Below are 17847 nucleotides of genomic sequence, written 5' to 3'. Positions count from 1 at the left end.
AATCAGTATACTCCACTATTCTTCTGCCCTCAAGTCGCAAACTCTCCGCTGATATGCAATTTATACCGGAAGTCCTACGGTTTCTGGCGGTTGCTCCCCCTCAAGTAGAGGTTTATAATAAGAAAAGCGATAACCAAGAGTATTTTCAAAAAAATTCGAAAAATTGTCACGGGGGTTGCAGTTAACCTCTATTTATAATGCCGGCTGTTGCCGGATATTCTCAGGTACACGATTATGCGATGCAACCGCCTCGCCAACCTTCAGGAGGAACTTATATGTCTACCCTAATTACACCCCACACGGATGCCCGGATGGCGAACATCATTGAGAAGGTTCGCGGCGGAGAACGATTGAATTTGGAAGATGGCGTTTATTTATATGAGAGTAACGATCTCTTAACGATCGGACAGCTGGCCAATGAGGTCAATCTGCGAAAAAACGGGAACAAAGTCTATTTTATCGAGAACATGAGTCTATATTTCACCAATGTCTGCGAATCCCGCTGCGCCTTCTGCAATTTCCGCAAGGATGAAGGCGAAGAAGGAGCTTATACCCTCTCCGGCCAGGAGATGGTGGAGTATGTGCAGCAGCATATTCATCCCGGCGTGCGCGAGTTCCATATTGTAGGCGGCCATAATGATAATGTGCCCTTCCAGTACTACGTTGATTCGCTGCGGGCCCTGAACGAGCATTTCCCCGAGGTGACTCTCAAGGCCTATACAGCGGCAGAGATCGATTTCTTCACCCGTATCAGCGGACTCAGTATCCGTGAGGTGCTGGAGCAGCTGCGCGCTGCCGGACTGAAGACCCTTACCGGAGGAGGGGCAGAGATTCTGTCTGACCAGTACCGCAAAAAAATGCGCGTCGATAAAGCCAATGTCGAGGAATATCTCGAGGTGCACCGCACCGCCCATCATCTTGGCATGAAGACCCATACCACGATGCTGTACGGGTCGATTGAGTCCCGTGAGGACCGCATCCGCCATATGCTGCAAATTCGTGACCTGCAGGACGAGACCGGCGGCTTCATGGTATTCATTCCGCTGTCCATGCAGCCCAAGAATAAGAATGCCGGCATTATGCGCCGCAACTCCGCGAATGAGGATCTGAAGACCATTGCGGTCAGCCGCCTGATGCTGGACAATTTCGATCATATCAAGGCTTACTTCATTAATATCGGACCCCAGCTGACCCAGGTTGCCCTGAACTTCGGCGCTTCCGATGTGCACGGAACGATCCTGAAGGAACGAATCAGCCATGCTGCCGGCGCCCTGACACCGGAAGGGCTGACCCGCGATGAGCTGATCTGGCTCGTGAAGGGTGCGGGACGGATTCCGGTAGAACGGGATACCTTCTATAACGAGATCAAGGTATACGAATAAGAACAGAACAAGCTTACCTCAGCCAGTGAACGCAGAACGGCCTTGTCCATTACGTACCCGAAAGGAAGATCAGTTCGCATGAGAACCTTACTTGTCCTGGGCGGCGGCTACGGCGGTCTTGCCCTCATTCAGCAGCTGCTGGATCATCATCTCCCTTCTGATGTGGAAATCATTCTGGTGGACCGGATGCCGTATCAGGGGATCAAGACCGAATATTATGCACTGGCCGCAGGCACCGTCACCGATTACCATCTGCGGATTCAATTCCCGGTACACCCCCGCCTGACCGTTCGTTACGGGCAGGTGGGTTCCATTGATCTGGAGAGCAAGCTGGTTTTGCTCGATTCCGGGGAGCCGGTAGCCTATGATATCCTCGCGATTGCCCTGGGCTGTACGGATAATTACCATAACATTCCTGGAGCTGAGGAATACACCTGCAGTATTCAGAGTTTCGCCGGAACCCGTGAAACTTACCGCAGGCTGAACGATGTGAAGCCTTATGGAACCGTCAACATTGTCGGCGGGGGACTCAGCGGCGTAGAGATTGCCTCGGAGCTGCGGGAGAGCCGGCCGGATCTGAATATCTCGCTGATGGACCGGGGAGAACGTATTTTATCTTCTTTTCCGGCCAAGCTGTCCAGGTATGTTGAGGAATGGTTCAGTGAGCATCAGGTGGAGACGATTGGCGGAGTGTCGGTCTCTCATGTCGAAAAGGATGCCATCTTCAATGGCACCCAGGCTATTCCGGCGGATGTTACGGTATGGACTGCCGGCATTCAGCCGGTGAAGGTCGTACAGCAGCTTGAGCTTCCGAAGGACCGCGGAGGCAGGCTCATTGTGGGGGAGTATTACAATATAGCTGAATACCCGGAGGTCTATGTGATCGGGGACTGTGCCAGCCTGCCCTTCGCCCCCAGTGCACAGGCGGCAGGTGCCCAGGGCGAGCAGGTGGGCCAGATTATGCAGGCGCTATGGCGGGGAGAAACCCCGAAGCTGCATAAGATTAAGCTGAAGGGAACCCTCGGTTCACTCGGCAAAAATGCCGGCTTCGGCCTGATGGGCCGCCGCTCTGTCATGGGCCGGGTTCCTCGCCTGCTGAAGAGCGGCGTGCTGTGGATGTCTAAACGCCATTTCGGCTGATGAAGCCCGGCTTGAACCCAGGCGGTTTAGTCAATCTCCAGGTTGTCCCAGGCTTCTGCCTCTTTTATGGCGGCTTCTATGGCCTCTTCCAGAGCAGCAGGGGAATCGGCCTCAATGATCTCCCCGTCCACCATGGCGAACGGCTGGAGATAACACTCTCCGCAGTTGTTCAGACAGCCGTACTCCACTACATCATATTCAGGGTTTTGTTCCAGCTTAAGCTTGAGCGGTTCAGTACCGTGGCCGATGTTGCTGGCACAGAATTCTATAATTGGTCTCATGATGATCTCCCTATTCTGCCTTAACCATTTTATTTTTTAACTTTTTGTACTATAATAAACATACGAAAGGAGTGATTGAGAAATGAGTGAGAATGTACAAAGCGCAACCATGTACGATGAAGTACTGGAAGTCCTTGATAAACTTCGTCCGTTCCTGCAGCGCGATGGCGGTGACGTGGAACTGATTGATGTTGAAGACGGCATCGTTAAGCTGAAGCTTATGGGTGCATGCGGCAGTTGCCCAAGCTCCACGATCACGCTAAAAGCCGGGATCGAACGCGCCCTGATTGAAGAAGTAGAAGGCGTGGAAGAAGTCGTTCAGGTATTCTAATCCCGTTTCATAAACCATCCCGGCCTCCGCTAAGAGGCCGGGATTTTTTTTATTATAGAGGATTTCGTCTGAAGGATCAACCACCTGGCTGTGCAAAAAACCAGAAGCCGCTCCGCCAGCCATTTCTGGCTACCGGGCTGCTTCTGGTCTCATTAGGATTATTCAGCTTACCTAAGCTTAAGCTTAGAATGCTGGAATAATCGCTCCGTCGTATTGCTTTTCGATGAATGCCTTCGCTTCCGGGGAAGTCAGCGCTGCCGCCAGCTTCTGAATGGCATCCGAATCCTTGTTGTCAGGACGGGCTACCAGCAGGTTGGCATACGGGGAATCTCCGCCTTCAATGAACAACGCATCCTTCGTAGGAGACAGCTTGGCATCCAGGGCAAAGTTAGTGTTGATCAGCGCCAGGTCTACTTCATCCAGCTGACGGGGCAGCATGGCTGCATCCAGCTCAATGATATCCAGCTTCTTGGTGTTCTCAGTGATATCCGCTTTGGTAGAGGCAATATTGGTGTCATCCTTCAGCTTGATCAGACCGTTCTTCGCCAGCAGAATCAAGGCGCGGCCTCCGTTCGTTGCATCATTCGGAATCGCAACCTTTGCACCCTCTGCCAATTCGTCTATCGATTTGATTTTCTTGGAATAGGCGCCAAATGGCTCTACATGAACAGCGGTTACAGCTACGAGATCTGTGCCGTTCTTGGTGTTCTGATCATCCAGGTAAGGCTTGTGCTGGAAGAAGTTCGCATCGAGCTGCTTCTCGGCAAGCTGTGTATTCGGCAGGATATAATCCGAGAATTCTTTGATCTCCAGCTTAATGCCTTGGGCTTCAAGCTGCGGGGCAATCGCTTTGAGGATTTCCGCATGCGGTACAGCAGAGGCACCAATCACTAGAGTTACCGGTTCTGCCGCAGGCTCTGTAGTCGCTTCTGCACCAGCGGCTTCCGTAGGTGCCGTTGTCGCAGCAGAATTCGCGGCGTTATTCGCCTTGTTGTTTCCGCAAGCGGCAAGTACCAATACCAAGGTCAGGCTGAATAATGTAAGCAGTACTTTTTTCATCTGTAAATCCCCCTCTAATCCATATGTTTTATTGAATAAGGCTATATGTGGACGTACCTTATTTCCGTGTAAAATGTCTTACCAGCCGGTCGCCGGCCATTTGCAGCAGCTGCACCAGAATGACCATCAGTGCTACCGAGATAATCATAACTTCCTTCTCATAACGGTAATATCCGTAGCGGATGGCCAGGTCACCCAGACCACCGCCGCCGATCATGCCGGACATCGCGGTATACGAGACAAGGGTCACTACAGTAATTGTTACTCCGGCCAGCAGACCCGGACGAGCCTCCGGAAGCAGCACGCGCATAACGATCTGCCCGGTGGACGCTCCCATGCCCTGCGCCGCTTCAATGATTCCCCGGTCAACCTCCCGCAGTGCCGTCTCCACTAGTCTGGCAAAGAAGGGCGCCGCGCCGATCACCAGTGCCGGGATCGTTCCAAGCACACCTATCGAGGTTCCCATAATCGTCTTGCTTAATGGAATCAGGGCAACCATCAGGATGATAAAAGGGACCGACCTTAGGATATTCACAATAAAGGATAATACCGAGTAAACAACCCTGATAATAACGTTATTTGACTTGCCCCATAAATATAACACAATTCCGAGCGGTAAACCAAGGATTATTGTGAATATTCCTGAAATTGCGATCATTTTGAGTGTAGCAATCGTAGCTTCCAGCATCTCTTCCCAATTGATTGTGCTAAAATCCAATCCGCCCATTACGAAATCACCTCCACATCAAGACCCTGCGCTACTAACTCCGTGAGCGTGGCTTCAACCGCATCAGCAAGTCCTTCGAACCGTACAATCAGCTGCCCGTAAGGAACATCCTTAATCGTAGAGATGGTGCCATGGAGAATGGCGAAGTGGACCCCGGTTCCTTGAACCACCTGGGAGAGCGTGGACCCGTAAGTCTTTTGCCCGAGAAAAGTGATTTTGACCGACTTCGTGAAGCCTGAGTGCACAGCATCAATCGCTTGCCGGAGCGGTCCGTCCGACTGGGTCTCACTGCGGATGAATTCCTTGGTGACCTCATGCTTCGGCTTCAGAAAGACCTCGGCCACTTCCCCCTGCTCCACAATACCGCCGCCATGGATCACGGCAACGCGGTCGCAGATGCTCTGAATCACATGCATCTCATGGGTAATCAGCACGATGGTCAGATGGAATTTGCTGTTGATATCCATCAGCAGGCGCAGAATGGAGTCAGTCGTCTGCGGATCAAGCGCCGAGGTCGCCTCATCGCATAACAGAACGTCCGGATCACTCGCCAGCGCCCGGGCGATTCCGACACGCTGCTTCTGTCCGCCGGACAGCTGAGCCGGGTACTTATTCCAGTGCTCCTCCAGCCCGACCAGAGCGAGCAGATCTTTAACCTTTTGTTCAATCTCGTTCCTTCCGGCTCCGATCAGCCGCAGCGGAAAGGCGATATTATCATAGACTGTTGCCGATGAGAGCAGATTGAAATGCTGAAAAATCATCCCGATCTTGCGCCGCTGCTCCTGCAGCTGTCCCTGGCTGAGCGCTGTCAGTTCGACACCGTCCACCCACACCTCGCCCGCAGTCGGGCGCTCCAGCAGATTAATGCAGCGGATCAGCGTGCTTTTACCGGCCCCGGAGTGACCGATCACCCCGAAGATTTCCCCCTTCTTAATCGACAGGCTCAGCGCAGAGAGTGCAGTTGCCTGCTTACTGCCTTTGCCATACACCTTGGTTATATCCTTCAATTCTATCAACCGCTGCGTCCCCCTTCTGTTCTAGCTTCCATCATTGCAATAAAAAGACCCCTTACGATCCATGCAGATCGCAAGAGGCCCTGTGTGTATAATGACAATGCCTTCTCATCTGCCAAATACCCCGAAACCGGCGGCATTGTAGGAATTAGCACCATGACATTTGGATGCAGCGCTTCGCTGTATTCAAACCGGTTGCCGGGCTTCATCGGGCCTATCCCTCCGCCGCTCTCGATAAGATAATAGTATGAGGTTATATATTCCGTATCCTGTCAGAAGCTAATGTATGCTTAAGTATAGTTCAGTTTCGAGTTTTTTGTCAAAGGTAAGTTTTTACGTACGTTCATGTCCGGATTTCAGGCCGGGGGCCGCTTTATTCTTGTGCCATTGTTCATTACCGTACCTGTATGCTGCGGTCAGGGCTTGGCATACCATCTCCAGACTCTGCTTCAAATCCTCCAGATGGCTGTCCAGATCCTCCAGACGGATTTTGTCATGCAGCCCCTGGTGGCGCTGCCAGAGATCATCGGTCATCTCCGCGTTCATGTAATGGATCTCGGCATTACGCCGCTTGCGCAGATTCTCCACCGGCTCCCGGTAGGAATTCCTGATCCGCTCCAGTTCGTCCGCAAGCGGATGATGCGGGTGCAGCAGCTGAAATTGCCTCAGCACCGTAAAATAGGAGAAATGCGTCTTCACCTTGCCTGTATTGAGATTGTACAGATTATTCAGCACCGTACCCAGCTTGTCCAGCAGTGAGAAGACACGGATGAAGCCATCCTTGTAGAAATACACATATCTGGCGTACTCCCCCTGCTCGGTGGACGACATATCATCCATATAACCGGCAATCACTGACTTCCGGAAAAAGGCGGCTGCGAACCAGCTCTGCTCCAGCTCATCCAGAGAGGAGATCAGGCCCCGTGTCCAGATTTCCAGCTTGCGGTATTCATGGTCATGGTCTTCATGTGCCGCCATCTCCTTGCGCAGCATGGAGGCAGCCTTCGCCATGGACTCCATAGCTTCAGCCAGCACACCGCTGTTCACGCGGGGCGGCTCTCCCAGTAATGTCCGCAGCATCTTTGACCCTCCTTAAAGTTCACTTCTACGCTAGAGGAAAATAATGGTTCCAGTTGCGCGCTACCCGCTTCGCAATATCCTCGCTCGGAGCCAGCTCCTCCGGGTATCCCGGCTTCATCCGGGCATCTACAATGATCGGCAGCGTATAGCTGACACTGCCCCGGTGTACCCCGGCCGCCGAATAAATATCATCCGCCGGATTGAAGCGGGTGAATACAGACCACAGGAATGAGGTCTGCGTGCTTACCGCCTCTTCCGCCTGATCGACCAGCACAATCAGCGGCCAGGCGGTCTCCCTCTCCTTGAAGGCAGCCACCAGCCGCTCCGGCAGCTCCGGGTCCTCTTCATAGGATGCACCGGAAACGGCTAAACATCCTCCGCAATAAGGCACAGCGGCGGTGATTGATGGAAGCTGGCCCTCTGTATAAATCCTTGGCAGCTGACGGACCGGGCTTCCGATGCCCGCCAGCACCGCCTTACTGCCATGGTTCAGCTTGCGTCCGGTATAATCCAGCGTATCCATCGAGGTATTGGCAAAGATCGTCAGATCCGTGTGCGGGTTGAAGCGCTCAAGCACCGTTTCCAGCAGCTTGGGGAAATCGGTAAGCTCCACCTGAACATTAGTCAGCAGCAGGAATTTGGTTAAGGAGAGCTGGCCCTCCCCTAAGATACGAAACGCTGACACCATATACTCACGCGGATAACTCTCCCTCACGACCGCTGAGGTCAATGAATGCGAACCGGATTCGGAATAGGACCATAGCGCTTTGACCGAAGGGATCAGCAGAGGATAGGCCGGAGCGAGCAGCCGCTGCAAATAATCCTTCAGATAATAATCCTCCTGGCGCGGCTTGCCGGTGATGGTCGCCGGGTAGATAGCATCCTTGCGGTGCCACATCCGCTGAACATGCATAACCGGGAAATCATGCTGCATGGAATAGTAGCCGGACTGGCTGCCATACGGTCCTTCTGCTCTCCGCTCCAGCGGAGACACGCGTCCCCGGATGGAGAATTCGGCCTCTGCCGGAATCCGGTGACCGCCCAAGGGGTCCTGCACCATGGGAAGCTTGCCGCCCAGCATCAGCGACGCAAGCAACAGCTCCGGAATCCGTTCCGGGACTGGAGCCACTGCCGCAGCAATCAGGGCCGGAGGCCCGCCGATGAAGACAGACACCGGCAGGGTCTCGCCGAGATGCTCTGCCTGCGAATGATGGAAGCCGCCACCCTTGTGAATCTGCCAGTGAATGCCTGTGGTGCTATCATCATACATCTGAATCCGGTACATTCCGAGGTTATGATCCTTGGGGTTGGTGATATTCTCCGTATAGACCAGAGGGAGCGTGAGGAATGCCCCGCCATCCTTAGGCCAGGCTGTGATCCGGGGCAGCTCCTTCAGCGGATCACTGCTGCTGCAGACACCGAGCACCGGAGCCTCTCCTTGCGGTATGTTCTTGGTTCCTGCCCTCAGCAGCTCAAGCAGCACCGTCCTCTCCCGCCATAAGCCGGCGGCTGAAGGCGGAATCAGCTGCTCCATCGCCGTTGTCAGCGACTTAAGCAGCTGCTCCGGTCTTGTCCCAAAGGCCTTGTTGACGCGCCGGACTGTCCCGAACAGATTCGTAGCGACCGGGAACGGTGTTCCTTGCACGTTCGTGAACAGCAGTGCCGGGCCTTCCTCCTCCACCACCCGGCGGTGAATTTCGGCAAGCTCCAGATAAGGATCAACAGGTGTATCTATCACTGCCAGATCCTTATCCCTGCGGAGCTGCTCGATCCATTGTCGTAAATTACTGTATCGCACTATAGCGTTCCTCCTCAAACAGGACCTTATGCTTATCCCGTCCACCGTTGCCGTATGCTTATTACTTGCTGCCCCTGCCAGCTCCGCTTAACTGCCAGACTCTTACACTCATGTAACACAGAACCCCGAAGAGTCCGGAGATCAGCACAATATGAGACATTGCAGCAAATATGTACAATCTTTCATTATTCAGTGTGTATACTACAGCCGCTCCGCTGAATACCTGCATCAGGCATAACAGGACTGCTGCTACTCCCAGAGCCCTCAGCTCCGGCAGCTCCTTATACTTCCAGAAGGCCAGATGCCCAAGTATAGCCGTAAGCAGGAACAGAATCGCCGCCGCAATCCGGTGGACGAATACGATCCCTACTCCGCCGCTCATCTCCGGAATCCATTGTCCGTTACACAGCGGCCAGCCGGAGCACCCGCCCTGGGAACTGGTGTGGCTTACGTAGGCCCCAATGTAGACAACGATATATGAATATACTGCAGTAACCCAGGTTAAGTTGCGGAAGGCCGGGCGGACTTTGGGACTTCCTGTGCTGAATTCCGCTCCTGGAGCGAAGGTCCGTCTGGTCCCAAGCGCCAGCATCAGGGAACCTGCGAAGGCGATCAGCGAGAACCCCATATGCAGGGCCATGACCGCAGCTGACTGCGACTTCACTACTGCAAGCGCTCCCATCCCGCCTTGAACGATGACGAAGATCAGGGTCAGGAGGGCACAGGCCAGCAGATCCTTGCGGTGCCTGGCATAACGCCAGAAGGCAACCATGGAAGCCAGTGATAACAGGCCTGCCAGGCCGCTGAACAAGCGGTGGGTATATTCAATCAGAGAGCCGATGGTGTAGGCCGGAATCAGCTTCCCGTGGCACAGTGGCCACTCATTCCCGCATTCCAGTCCCGAGCCGGTTTTCGTCACCACAACCCCGCCGAACAGTGCCATGAACATAATGAGACAGGTCAGATAGCTGAGCCATTTTAATTGAAGTGTCGTCAATAGTATCACCCGTATTGTATAGGAATGAGTATGAAGCATATAAATTCTTATATTTATTAGAAAAAAGCACCGCTTCTGCTCAAAATAGGGCGAAAGCGGTGCTGCGTAATTACTTGTGAATGCTGAGATAAACGTCCAGCGCCGTATCAAGAAACTTCTCGATTTCCTCCCGGGACTTGCGGAGCTTGTTCACGAACCGGACCAGTTCCCGTCCATCGGTATACGCGACAAAGCTTGGAATGCCCAGTATATTCTGTTCCTGGCTGACATCGCCTACGGCATCGACATCCACTTCGACCAGGGTAAGGCGCTCTGCATATTTTTGTTCCACATCCGGCATGAACGGATCAATGAATTTGCAATCCACACACCAATCTGCCTTGAAGACTGCCACCGTCAGGCGCGAAGACTGAATTGCCACCTGGAACTGGGCAGGGGAGCTGATTTTGTCCATCAATTGACCATTCCCTTCTATCAGAAAGTTCCACACGAAGCTTGCTCTTTAAGTGAATCAAAATGTACGGAATAAGTCAAACAATAATGACAAATCAAGACAATAGTCATATCATTATTCACCAGCACGCACACGGGCAGGCTGCAGTTTCATCAAAGGACCCAGCACCTTACGCAGCGGACGGGGATAACCGGCAATCTCCTGGCTGCTGAGTACGCCCAGAATGATCAGGAGAACCAAATAGACAATTACGACTGCCGCTCCAACCACCAGACAGGTAATCAGGAAGGCCAGACGGGCCGGCATAAGCTGCGTCATCAATATACCTGCTTCATTCAAGCCATAGCCGATACCTGCCGAGGCCAGGACCGCAATAGAGAAGCCTCCCCAGCGTTTGCCGAGAATGGTGAAGGGGACGATTTTTTTGAGCATCCGCAGATTAAGCATTGTAATCACTATGAAGCACAGTGCCGTAGAACCGATAATGCCATAAATGCCAAACCACTGGCTGAACAGGAAATTGGAGCCGAACTTCACGAGGATACCCACAAGCACGTAATACATGGATATCCGGGATTTGCCCATTCCGAGCAGGATCGAGTTCGTAGTCATCATCGTTATCTGGAAAATAGTACCGAGTGTCAGCATCGCCACAATACCGCTGCCGTCAAGCGATTTGAACAGCAGGCCGTTAACCGAGTAGGCAGCCACAACAAGTGAGACTACAACCGGTGTGCCTGTAAGAATGGAGACCCGCATGGCGAGTGTGACCTGACGTTGCAGGTGCTGTTCATCTTTGCGGGCGAAGGCGGCAGATATAATCGGAATCAGCGATGCACTTAGGGCGATCGACAATACCGGAGGAATTCCGGCCACACTCTGTGCCCGGCTGCCGAAGATCCCCAGCGTCCACGTAGCTTCCTTCAAGCCGATTTGCCCGCTAAGCAACGGCACAATAAAGGTAGTATCAATGAAGTTCACTACAGGCACCGTAACGGAAGACAATACAATCGGTATGGACAGCTTGAAAATATCCTTGTAAATCTTAAGCAGCGGGATACGGGCTTCATTCGAGTCATACAAAGCGACCTTCTCCTCGCTGCGGCGCAGCTTCATCGCATAATACAGCATCACGCCGAAGGCGCCGATACTGCCGAGTACACTGCCGAAGGATGCGCCTGCGGCCATCCAGGTGTTGCTGTAGCCCTGGCGCAGCAGAATAAAGGCAAGCAGAATAGCTGTGGATACCCGGGCAATCTGCTCGACAATCTGTGAGATGCCCCCGGCCATCATATTGTTACGGCCCTGGAAATACCCGCGCATCATCGCGATTGCGGGGAACAGCAGCAGCGCCGGGGCAATCGCCCGGATGGCCAGTGTGCTCTCGGGAACCTTACTGGATTCCGCGTAATAAGGAGCAGCTATGTAGAGCGCTACGCTCATAATCACACCAACCACAGCCGCAAAAATCAGCGCCGCACGATACACCTGCTGTGCTTCCTGCGGACGGTTCAGCGCATAGCGCTCGGACACCATTTTACTAAGCGTGCTGGGAATACCGGCTGTCGCCAGAGGCAGCAGCAGCAGATACACATTGTTGGCTTGTGTAAACGCAGCGTTACCGACTTCATTGAATAAATGCTCCAGCGGCACCCGCTGGGCAAGCCCGAGGACACGGGCTACCAGTGCGGCTGCCGCCAGAATTAGCGTGCCTTTGACAAAGGATTCTTTCTTGGTGGACAAGCTGTTTCGCCTTCTTCACAATAAATTTAATAGCGTCCGATCCAGATAAAGAAGAGGACGATCATAACAATCTGCAGAATAATCTTGACGACTGTGCTGCTGAACAGCCCGAGCAGAGCGCCGAAGCTGACCTTCACCGCTTTACCGGCCTTCTCGCCGGCAATCAGCTCGCCGATGAAGGCACCCAGGAATGGGCCGATCAGCAGGCCGAACGCCGGAATCAGAAACGGGCCGATAATCAGACCGATGGTGCTGCCGATCACGGAGGCGCGGGAGCCGCCGAACTTCTTGACGCCCCAGGCCCCGACCACATAGTCGGCAATGAACAGCACCACGACGATCAGCGTCTGGGCAATCCAGAACCAGGGACCGAAGGAGCCGAAGGAAAAGAACCAGCCATATACAAAGAATGCCAGGTAAATCGCAAGCGCCCCCGGCAGGATCGGATATACCGCCCCTGCCATCCCGATTGCGAACAAAGCAATGATCAGAATCCAGCCCAGAATTGTCAATTCCCTCAACTCCTTAAGTTTGTTTCGGTAGGTGAACTCATATAATCCGGAATTCTCTAATGGTGGCGGTCATTATCTTTTCATGTATTAAGTTAAACCTTTCCAAACCACTTTACTCGCCCCTCAGCTTATGCTCGCTTCGATATTCTACCAGCCGGGGTTTCAGCCTCTGTCAGGATGTACTTCTGAATCACTTCCGCGATTCCGTCTTCGTTGTTCGTAGCTACTACTGCATCCGCTTCCTGCTTAACAGCTTCCTGGGCGTTGCCCATAGCCACTCCGAAGCCGGACTGCTGGATAGCTGCCAGATCGTTGAGGCTGTCGCCTACGGCAACAACCTGGGACATGTTAATGCCCAGCAGCTTGCAGACTTCAAGAATGCCTGAAGCCTTATTGACGCCCAGCGGATTAATCTCCAGGTTGAATGGCGAGGAGTTGGTGATCTCCAGCCCGCCCAGCTCCTGCAGTCGCATCAGCAGCTTATGGCGGATATCGTTATCCTCGGTGGAATAGCCGAATTTCAGCCATTCCCTGCTGTCAATCTCACCGTCCCAGCTATCCCGGTTGTACACCTCATCTACAGAGTAAGCCCAGAACCAGATATCGAATTCCTCAGCAATTTTGTGCATCTCTTTGACCAGCTCCACATCCATCAAGGAGCGGCGGTACAGCTCATGAGGCGCACGCCAGACTTCACTTCCGTTCACCATAATCATTGGAGTGTTCAGGCCAAGCTGTTCAGCATAAGGCATTGCACTGCGCGAAGAGCGCCCGGTAGACAGGCAGACATGTACGCCGGCCTCCATCGCTTTTTTGATCCATTCCACTGTAAGCGGGGTAATCTTCTGTTCGTCGTTCAGTAGGGTTCCATCCATATCCAATGCAAGCAGGCGGTATTTGGCAGTCATTTGCCACCCCTCCATTCTTGGTCGCTCTTTCGTTTGAAGGCAACCGTATATTTGGTATTTCTCGCAGATCCGTCTCCATCATGGCTATAATATCATCAGTTTGTTGCGGCAGTATTATCGGAACTGTCACCGGAAGCAGCGCCGTCATTCGGGTTCGCTGTTTTCAGGCTTTTCTTAGGCACGCCATCCAGCCCGTATTCCCAGTCGTAAGCGTCGAAAATTTTACGCGCAACCGGTGCCGCACTGTTGGAGCCGAATCCCCCTTCGGGGATGACTACAGCAACAGCCAACTTAGGATTATTACGCGGGGCGAAGGCAATAAATACCCCGTTATCGCGCAATTGCCCTTTACCAAGCTGCTGTGAGGTCCCTGTCTTACGGGCAAAATCATAAGGGAAATCTGCGAATGCCGAGACCTTACTGTTCATACCCTTTTTAATTTCTCTCCAAAAGGACTTGTCAAAGGTCGTCACTTCATCCAGCACCTCGCGCTCAAATTTCTTGACCACCTTGCCCGATGAATCCGTGATCTTGCTGACAAGCTGCGGCTTGATCCGCACCCCTTCATTGGCAAGCGTAGAAGCATACTGAGCTAACTGCAGCACCGTATAGCGGCCCTGCTGTCCGAAGGAGGCATAGACCAATGCGGCTTGCGCACTGCCCGCTGCCTTAGTATCCGTGTAGTTGATCTGTCCCAGGTATTCATTAGGGAGACCGCTCTGCGTGGATACGCCAAGGCCGAATTCCTTCATATATTTATCCCAGACTCCAATTCCCTCGCCTTTATATTGCTCATAGAGCTTCTTGCCGATCATATCTACCATGAACACGTTGGAGGAATCCTCAATCGCCTTAGCCGGACCCATCCGGCCGTATACGTGCCCCGAGGAATTGCGGACGGAGGATTTATCATCCTTACCGAAATAGGCAATCCCTTTGTCTGTGTACGTATAGGAAGTGCTGAAAAAGCCTTCATTCAGACCGATCAACACCGTCAGCGGCTTAATGGTGGAACCGAGCAGTACGGTGGAACCAAATCCATGGCCGGACAGGCCGGAAGAATAAGGGGTGATCGTCCCGTTCTGGTAGTTGCCCATGATCTTATTCCAGGTATCCGAATCCAGCTTCTCCGCTGTCCAGACATTGGTATCGTAATCCGGCATACTGGCCATGGCTACGATATTGCCGGTATCGACTTCCATCGCCACCGCATAGCCTGTCTTGGCGTCAGGATGAGTCTTGCCTTGTACAGCGTTGCGGTGCAGCCAATTGATCTGTTCGGTGATAGCCTGCTCCGTCTTAAGCTGAACATTCTTGTCAATCGTCATCCAGATATCATTACCCTTGACAGGCGGCACTACCTCTTCCACCTTCTCGGCCATATTCTGCGGATTCACCGAGATGACCTGATAGCCGTTCTTGCCGCGCAGCTCCCGCTGATATTGCAGCTCCAGGCCGTCGAAGCCGACGAATTCATCGTCTTTATAATTCAGGCCGGGATCTGCGCCGATCTTCTTCATGGCGCTCTGAATATTCTTGTAGATGTTGAGCGTATTGGAGGATTTGAAGGGCTTGATATACCCGACCGTCTGTACGGCTACGGTATCCTTGTCGTAATGACGTACGCCTTCTTCCACGATCTCAAGGCCCGGGAATTCGCTTTTGTGCTCCATGAAATAAGCGATTTCCTTGGTGGTCAGACCGGATTTGATCTTGCGGGCCATATAGCCCGAATATTTCTTGAAATATAAATCCAGAGAATTAATTACTTCATTAACAGTCAGCTTCTCGCCGTTCGGGTCGCCATATTCATCAAATTTCGCAACCAGATTATTTGCCAGCGCATACGCATTGGCTCTTGCCTCCGGCTTAAGCGAGCTGATTCCCGTTTCCTTATCCACCACTTTAGCTGTATATTCCTTCGTTAGCGTAACATACAGCGTTTGAACGGAGGTGGAGTAAGCAATTTGCTCGCCTGCGGCTGCGCGGATACCTCCACGGATCGAGGCGAGTGGTACACTTTTGGTATCCCGGCTGGCCTCCACCTCCGTCAGTGTCGGTCCTTCCACAAATTGAATAACTGCGAGACGGATAATAATCACACAAAAAATAACAAACGTGCTGAAGAAAAACACGTTAAGCCGCAGGCCAAGCGAGCTCTTGCTGTCCTTCTCTTCCGGGGGGGAGGCCTGCTTTCGGAAAACACCCACAGTTTTTCACTCCTCTACATCAAAATAAACCGTTTAGTTCACCCTTGACTCGGGCACATTTTTCTTAGGGACTCCATCCAGTCCGTATTCCTGGTCATAGGCTTCAAAGATCCGGCGGGCTACCGGTGCTGCACTGTTCGCTCCAAAGCCGCCTTCTGGAATGATCACGGCCACTGCAAGCTTAGGATGCTCACGCGGAGCATAAGCAATGAATACCCCGTTGTCACGGGTGGCCCCGAACGCTTCCATCTCAGAGGTTCCTGTCTTGCGGGCGAAGTCATATGGGAATCCGTCAAACGCCTTAACCTTAGTATTCATCCCGCGCTTGATCTCTTTCCAGTAAGAAGGGTGAAACGAGATGCTGTCCAGGACTTCCCGTCCAAATTGCTTAACCGTCTTCCCTTCGGGATCTGTAATCTTACTGACGAGCTGGGGCTTAATCCGCACGCCTTCATTCGCAAGTGTTGCCGTATACTGGGCAAGCTGCAATGCGGTGTATTTCCCCTTCTGGCCGAAGGAGGCAAGTACCAGCGCCGCTTGGGCAGAGCCAGCCTTCTTCGGATCAAGATAATCGGCAACTCCGGCACTTTCACCGGGAAGCCCGCTTTGCGTAGACACCCCAAGCCCGAATGCCTTCATATATTTGTCCCATACGGCAATACCTTCTCCCGCATACTTCTTGTACAGTGCATTACCGACCCACTCTACCATAAAAGCATTGGAGGACTCCTGAATAGCCTTCGCCGGACTAAGCGGGCCCAGGACATGGCCGGAGGAATTCCTGACCGAGGAGCTGTTATCCTTACCAAAATAAGCAATCCCTTTATCCATGTAAGTATCACCGGTAGTGAATAAGCCCTCTTCCAGACCGATCAGGACACTTAACGGCTTAATCGTGGAACCCAGGAAGATCAATGACTTCAGCCCGTTGCCGGAGACACCGGAGGTAATATCGTTAATTGTCCCGTTCTGATTGTTGTTTTGTATTTTCTCATACACTTCTGGCGGCAGCCTCTCGGCATTCCAGACATTCGTATCGTAATCCGGCATACTCGCCATTGCCACCACATTCCCTGTATCTACTTCCATGGCAACGGCATAGCCGGTGAGCGCATCCTTATGAAGCTTCCCTTGTACAGGATTCCGGTGCAGCCAGTTAAGCTGATCCATGATCGCCTGCTCTGTGCTCATCTGCACCTTTTTGTTAATCGTCATCCAGATATCGTTGCCCTTGACGGGCGGGACCAAAGCAATAACCTTCTCGGCCATATTCTGGGCGTTGACTGAGATCGTCTGATACCCGTTCTTCCCTCTAAGCTCGCGCTGGTATTGCTGTTCAAGACCATAGATACCGACGAACTCATCTTCCCTGTAGCTAAGTCCCGGGTCCGCACCCGTCTGTTTCATGGCGCTGCGGATATTTTTGTACAAATCATAATCCTCTGTAGACCGGAACTGCTTCATATAACCTACCGTTTGGACGGCCACCGTGTCCTTGTCATAATGGCGGATACTCTCCTCCACAACAGACACTCCGGGATAACGCTGCCTGTTCTCCATCAGATGGGCGACTTCCTTCATCGTAAGACCGGTCTTGATCTTGCGCGGGACATACCCCAGTGACTTCTTATATTCAAGATCAAGCAGCAGCAGGATATCCTCCTTAAGCAGCTTCTTCGCAGAAGGGTCACCATACTGTTCAAAAACGGATGACAGTCCCGCCACCAGCGCCTTCGTATTCTCCTTGGCTTCAGCGGTAGGTTCATATAAGCCGGTTTTCTTATTCTTGACCTTCGCAGTGTATTCTTGGGTTAACGTAACGAATAAGGACTGAATCGGTGTGGAATGGGCAATGTCTTCCCCGCCCGCCGCGTGAATAGTCCCACGGATCGCCGCAAGCGGAACATCCTTGGTCTCCCGGCTGGCCTCCACCTCGCTAAGCTCGGGGCTCTCTACAAACTGCAGTCCCGCAAGCCGGATCATAATGATCACAAAAATAAAAAAAGTGCCGAAGAAAAACAGATTTATGCGTAAGCTCAGGTAGTTGCGGGTCTCTCCATCACCCGGGCCGGAGCCCGGCTTACCGAACCATCTCACAAGCAAGTCCTCTCCTTATGTTGCATACGATAACTTATCCTTCTATTTCTCGCTGAAACGGTACCGTCCTTTGAAAAGACGGCACAGCCGTTTCCACTTGCCCGCTGTTATTGTA

General features: G+C 52.7%; 16 protein-coding genes and 1 riboswitch. Of the genes, 3 read left to right on the top strand and 13 right to left on the bottom strand.

Annotated elements, in window-relative coordinates; genetic code table 11:
* Positions 1 to 275: 275 nt before the first annotated feature.
* Positions 276 to 1382: an aminofutalosine synthase MqnE gene (gene mqnE, locus NST04_RS09730; RefSeq protein WP_341167092.1), complete on the top strand. Its 1107-nt coding sequence runs from the start codon at positions 276 to 278 to the stop codon at positions 1380 to 1382.
* Positions 1383 to 1460: 78 nt separating this feature from the next.
* Positions 1461 to 2522 carry an NAD(P)/FAD-dependent oxidoreductase gene (locus tag NST04_RS09725; protein WP_341184079.1) on the top strand — a complete coding sequence of 354 codons (1062 nt, stop codon included), beginning with the start codon at positions 1461 to 1463 and terminating at the stop codon, positions 2520 to 2522.
* 26 nt (positions 2523 to 2548) lie between these two features.
* Here NST04_RS09725 and NST04_RS09720 read toward each other — a convergent pair whose 3' ends face one another.
* Positions 2549 to 2803: a YuzB family protein gene (locus tag NST04_RS09720; protein WP_341184078.1), complete on the bottom strand. Its 255-nt coding sequence runs from the start codon at positions 2801 to 2803 to the stop codon at positions 2549 to 2551.
* An 82-nt stretch (positions 2804 to 2885) separates the two neighbouring features.
* Here NST04_RS09720 and NST04_RS09715 point away from each other — a divergent pair, with 82 nt between their 5' ends.
* Positions 2886 to 3134, top strand: a complete 249-nt coding sequence (locus tag NST04_RS09715) for a NifU family protein (protein ID WP_036701687.1) — start codon at positions 2886 to 2888, stop codon at positions 3132 to 3134.
* A gap of 183 nt (positions 3135 to 3317) precedes the next feature.
* Here NST04_RS09715 and NST04_RS09710 read toward each other — a convergent pair whose 3' ends face one another.
* The 12 genes from NST04_RS09710 to NST04_RS09655 form a co-directional block, all read right to left on the bottom strand.
* The gene (locus NST04_RS09710; RefSeq protein WP_341184077.1) at positions 3318 to 4193 is read right to left on the bottom strand and encodes a MetQ/NlpA family ABC transporter substrate-binding protein; all 876 of its coding nucleotides are present in this window, start codon (positions 4191 to 4193) and stop codon (positions 3318 to 3320) included.
* Between the two features lie 58 nt (positions 4194 to 4251).
* Complete coding sequence (locus tag NST04_RS09705) at positions 4252 to 4920, bottom strand: methionine ABC transporter permease (protein ID WP_341184076.1); 669 nt, start codon at positions 4918 to 4920, stop codon at positions 4252 to 4254.
* On the bottom strand, positions 4920 to 5936 hold the full coding sequence (locus NST04_RS09700; protein WP_341184075.1) for a methionine ABC transporter ATP-binding protein: 1017 nt from the start codon (positions 5934 to 5936) through the stop codon (positions 4920 to 4922). Before NST04_RS09700 ends, NST04_RS09705 begins: the two co-directional genes overlap by 1 nt.
* Positions 5937 to 6038: 102 nt before the next feature.
* Positions 6039 to 6174, bottom strand: a riboswitch (SAM riboswitch).
* Between the two features lie 92 nt (positions 6175 to 6266).
* Complete coding sequence (locus NST04_RS09695; protein ID WP_341184074.1) at positions 6267 to 7013, bottom strand: Cthe_2314 family HEPN domain-containing protein; 747 nt, start codon at positions 7011 to 7013, stop codon at positions 6267 to 6269.
* A 25-nt stretch (positions 7014 to 7038) separates the two neighbouring features.
* Positions 7039 to 8811, bottom strand: a complete 1773-nt coding sequence (locus NST04_RS09690; protein ID WP_341184073.1) for a UbiD family decarboxylase — start codon at positions 8809 to 8811, stop codon at positions 7039 to 7041.
* Between the two features lie 61 nt (positions 8812 to 8872).
* Positions 8873 to 9808 carry a COX15/CtaA family protein gene (locus NST04_RS09685; RefSeq protein ID WP_341184072.1) on the bottom strand — a complete coding sequence of 312 codons (936 nt, stop codon included), beginning with the start codon at positions 9806 to 9808 and terminating at the stop codon, positions 8873 to 8875.
* A gap of 109 nt (positions 9809 to 9917) precedes the next feature.
* On the bottom strand, positions 9918 to 10262 hold the full coding sequence (locus NST04_RS09680; protein ID WP_341184071.1) for a thioredoxin family protein: 345 nt from the start codon (positions 10260 to 10262) through the stop codon (positions 9918 to 9920).
* 114 nt (positions 10263 to 10376) lie between these two features.
* Positions 10377 to 12005: a putative polysaccharide biosynthesis protein gene (locus NST04_RS09675; RefSeq protein ID WP_341184070.1), complete on the bottom strand. Its 1629-nt coding sequence runs from the start codon at positions 12003 to 12005 to the stop codon at positions 10377 to 10379.
* A gap of 26 nt (positions 12006 to 12031) precedes the next feature.
* Positions 12032 to 12517, bottom strand: a complete 486-nt coding sequence (locus NST04_RS09670) for a DUF456 domain-containing protein (RefSeq protein WP_341150362.1) — start codon at positions 12515 to 12517, stop codon at positions 12032 to 12034.
* A gap of 128 nt (positions 12518 to 12645) precedes the next feature.
* A complete protein-coding gene (locus NST04_RS09665) occupies positions 12646 to 13425 on the bottom strand; it encodes a Cof-type HAD-IIB family hydrolase (protein WP_341184069.1) in 780 nt (259 codons plus the stop codon).
* Positions 13426 to 13520: 95 nt separating this feature from the next.
* Positions 13521 to 15635 (bottom strand): peptidoglycan D,D-transpeptidase FtsI family protein, encoded by a 2115-nt coding sequence (locus tag NST04_RS09660; RefSeq protein WP_341184068.1) that lies wholly within the window; start codon positions 15633 to 15635, stop codon positions 13521 to 13523.
* 33 nt (positions 15636 to 15668) lie between these two features.
* Entirely contained in the window at positions 15669 to 17732 is a 2064-nt protein-coding gene (locus NST04_RS09655; RefSeq protein WP_341184067.1) for a peptidoglycan D,D-transpeptidase FtsI family protein, read from the bottom strand.
* Between the last annotated feature and the right edge of the window lie 115 nt (positions 17733 to 17847).

The organism is Paenibacillus sp. FSL H7-0756 (genome assembly GCF_038006765.1).
Lineage (GTDB): Bacteria > Bacillota > Bacilli > Paenibacillales > Paenibacillaceae > Paenibacillus_AQ.
The sequence above is the reverse complement of the archived record's forward strand: the minus strand, read 5'-3'. Positions and strand labels throughout refer to the sequence as shown.

Bases quoted from the DNA above. Each gene is read 5' to 3' on its own strand.
- NST04_RS09695 (WP_341184074.1), bottom strand. From the start codon at position 7,013: ATGCTGCGGACATTACTGGGAGAGCCGCCCCGCGTGAACAGCGGTGTG.
- NST04_RS09665 (WP_341184069.1), bottom strand. From the start codon at position 13,425: ATGACTGCCAAATACCGCCTGCTTGCATTGGATATGGATGGAACCCTA.
- NST04_RS09680 (WP_341184071.1), bottom strand. From the start codon at position 10,262: ATGGACAAAATCAGCTCCCCTGCCCAGTTCCAGGTGGCAATTCAGTCT.
- NST04_RS09705 (WP_341184076.1), bottom strand. From the start codon at position 4,920: ATGGGCGGATTGGATTTTAGCACAATCAATTGGGAAGAGATGCTGGAA.
- mqnE (WP_341167092.1), top strand. From the start codon at position 276: ATGTCTACCCTAATTACACCCCACACGGATGCCCGGATGGCGAACATC.
- NST04_RS09715 (WP_036701687.1), top strand. From the start codon at position 2,886: ATGAGTGAGAATGTACAAAGCGCAACCATGTACGATGAAGTACTGGAA.
- NST04_RS09725 (WP_341184079.1), top strand. From the start codon at position 1,461: ATGAGAACCTTACTTGTCCTGGGCGGCGGCTACGGCGGTCTTGCCCTC.
- NST04_RS09710 (WP_341184077.1), bottom strand. From the start codon at position 4,193: ATGAAAAAAGTACTGCTTACATTATTCAGCCTGACCTTGGTATTGGTA.
- NST04_RS09720 (WP_341184078.1), bottom strand. From the start codon at position 2,803: ATGAGACCAATTATAGAATTCTGTGCCAGCAACATCGGCCACGGTACT.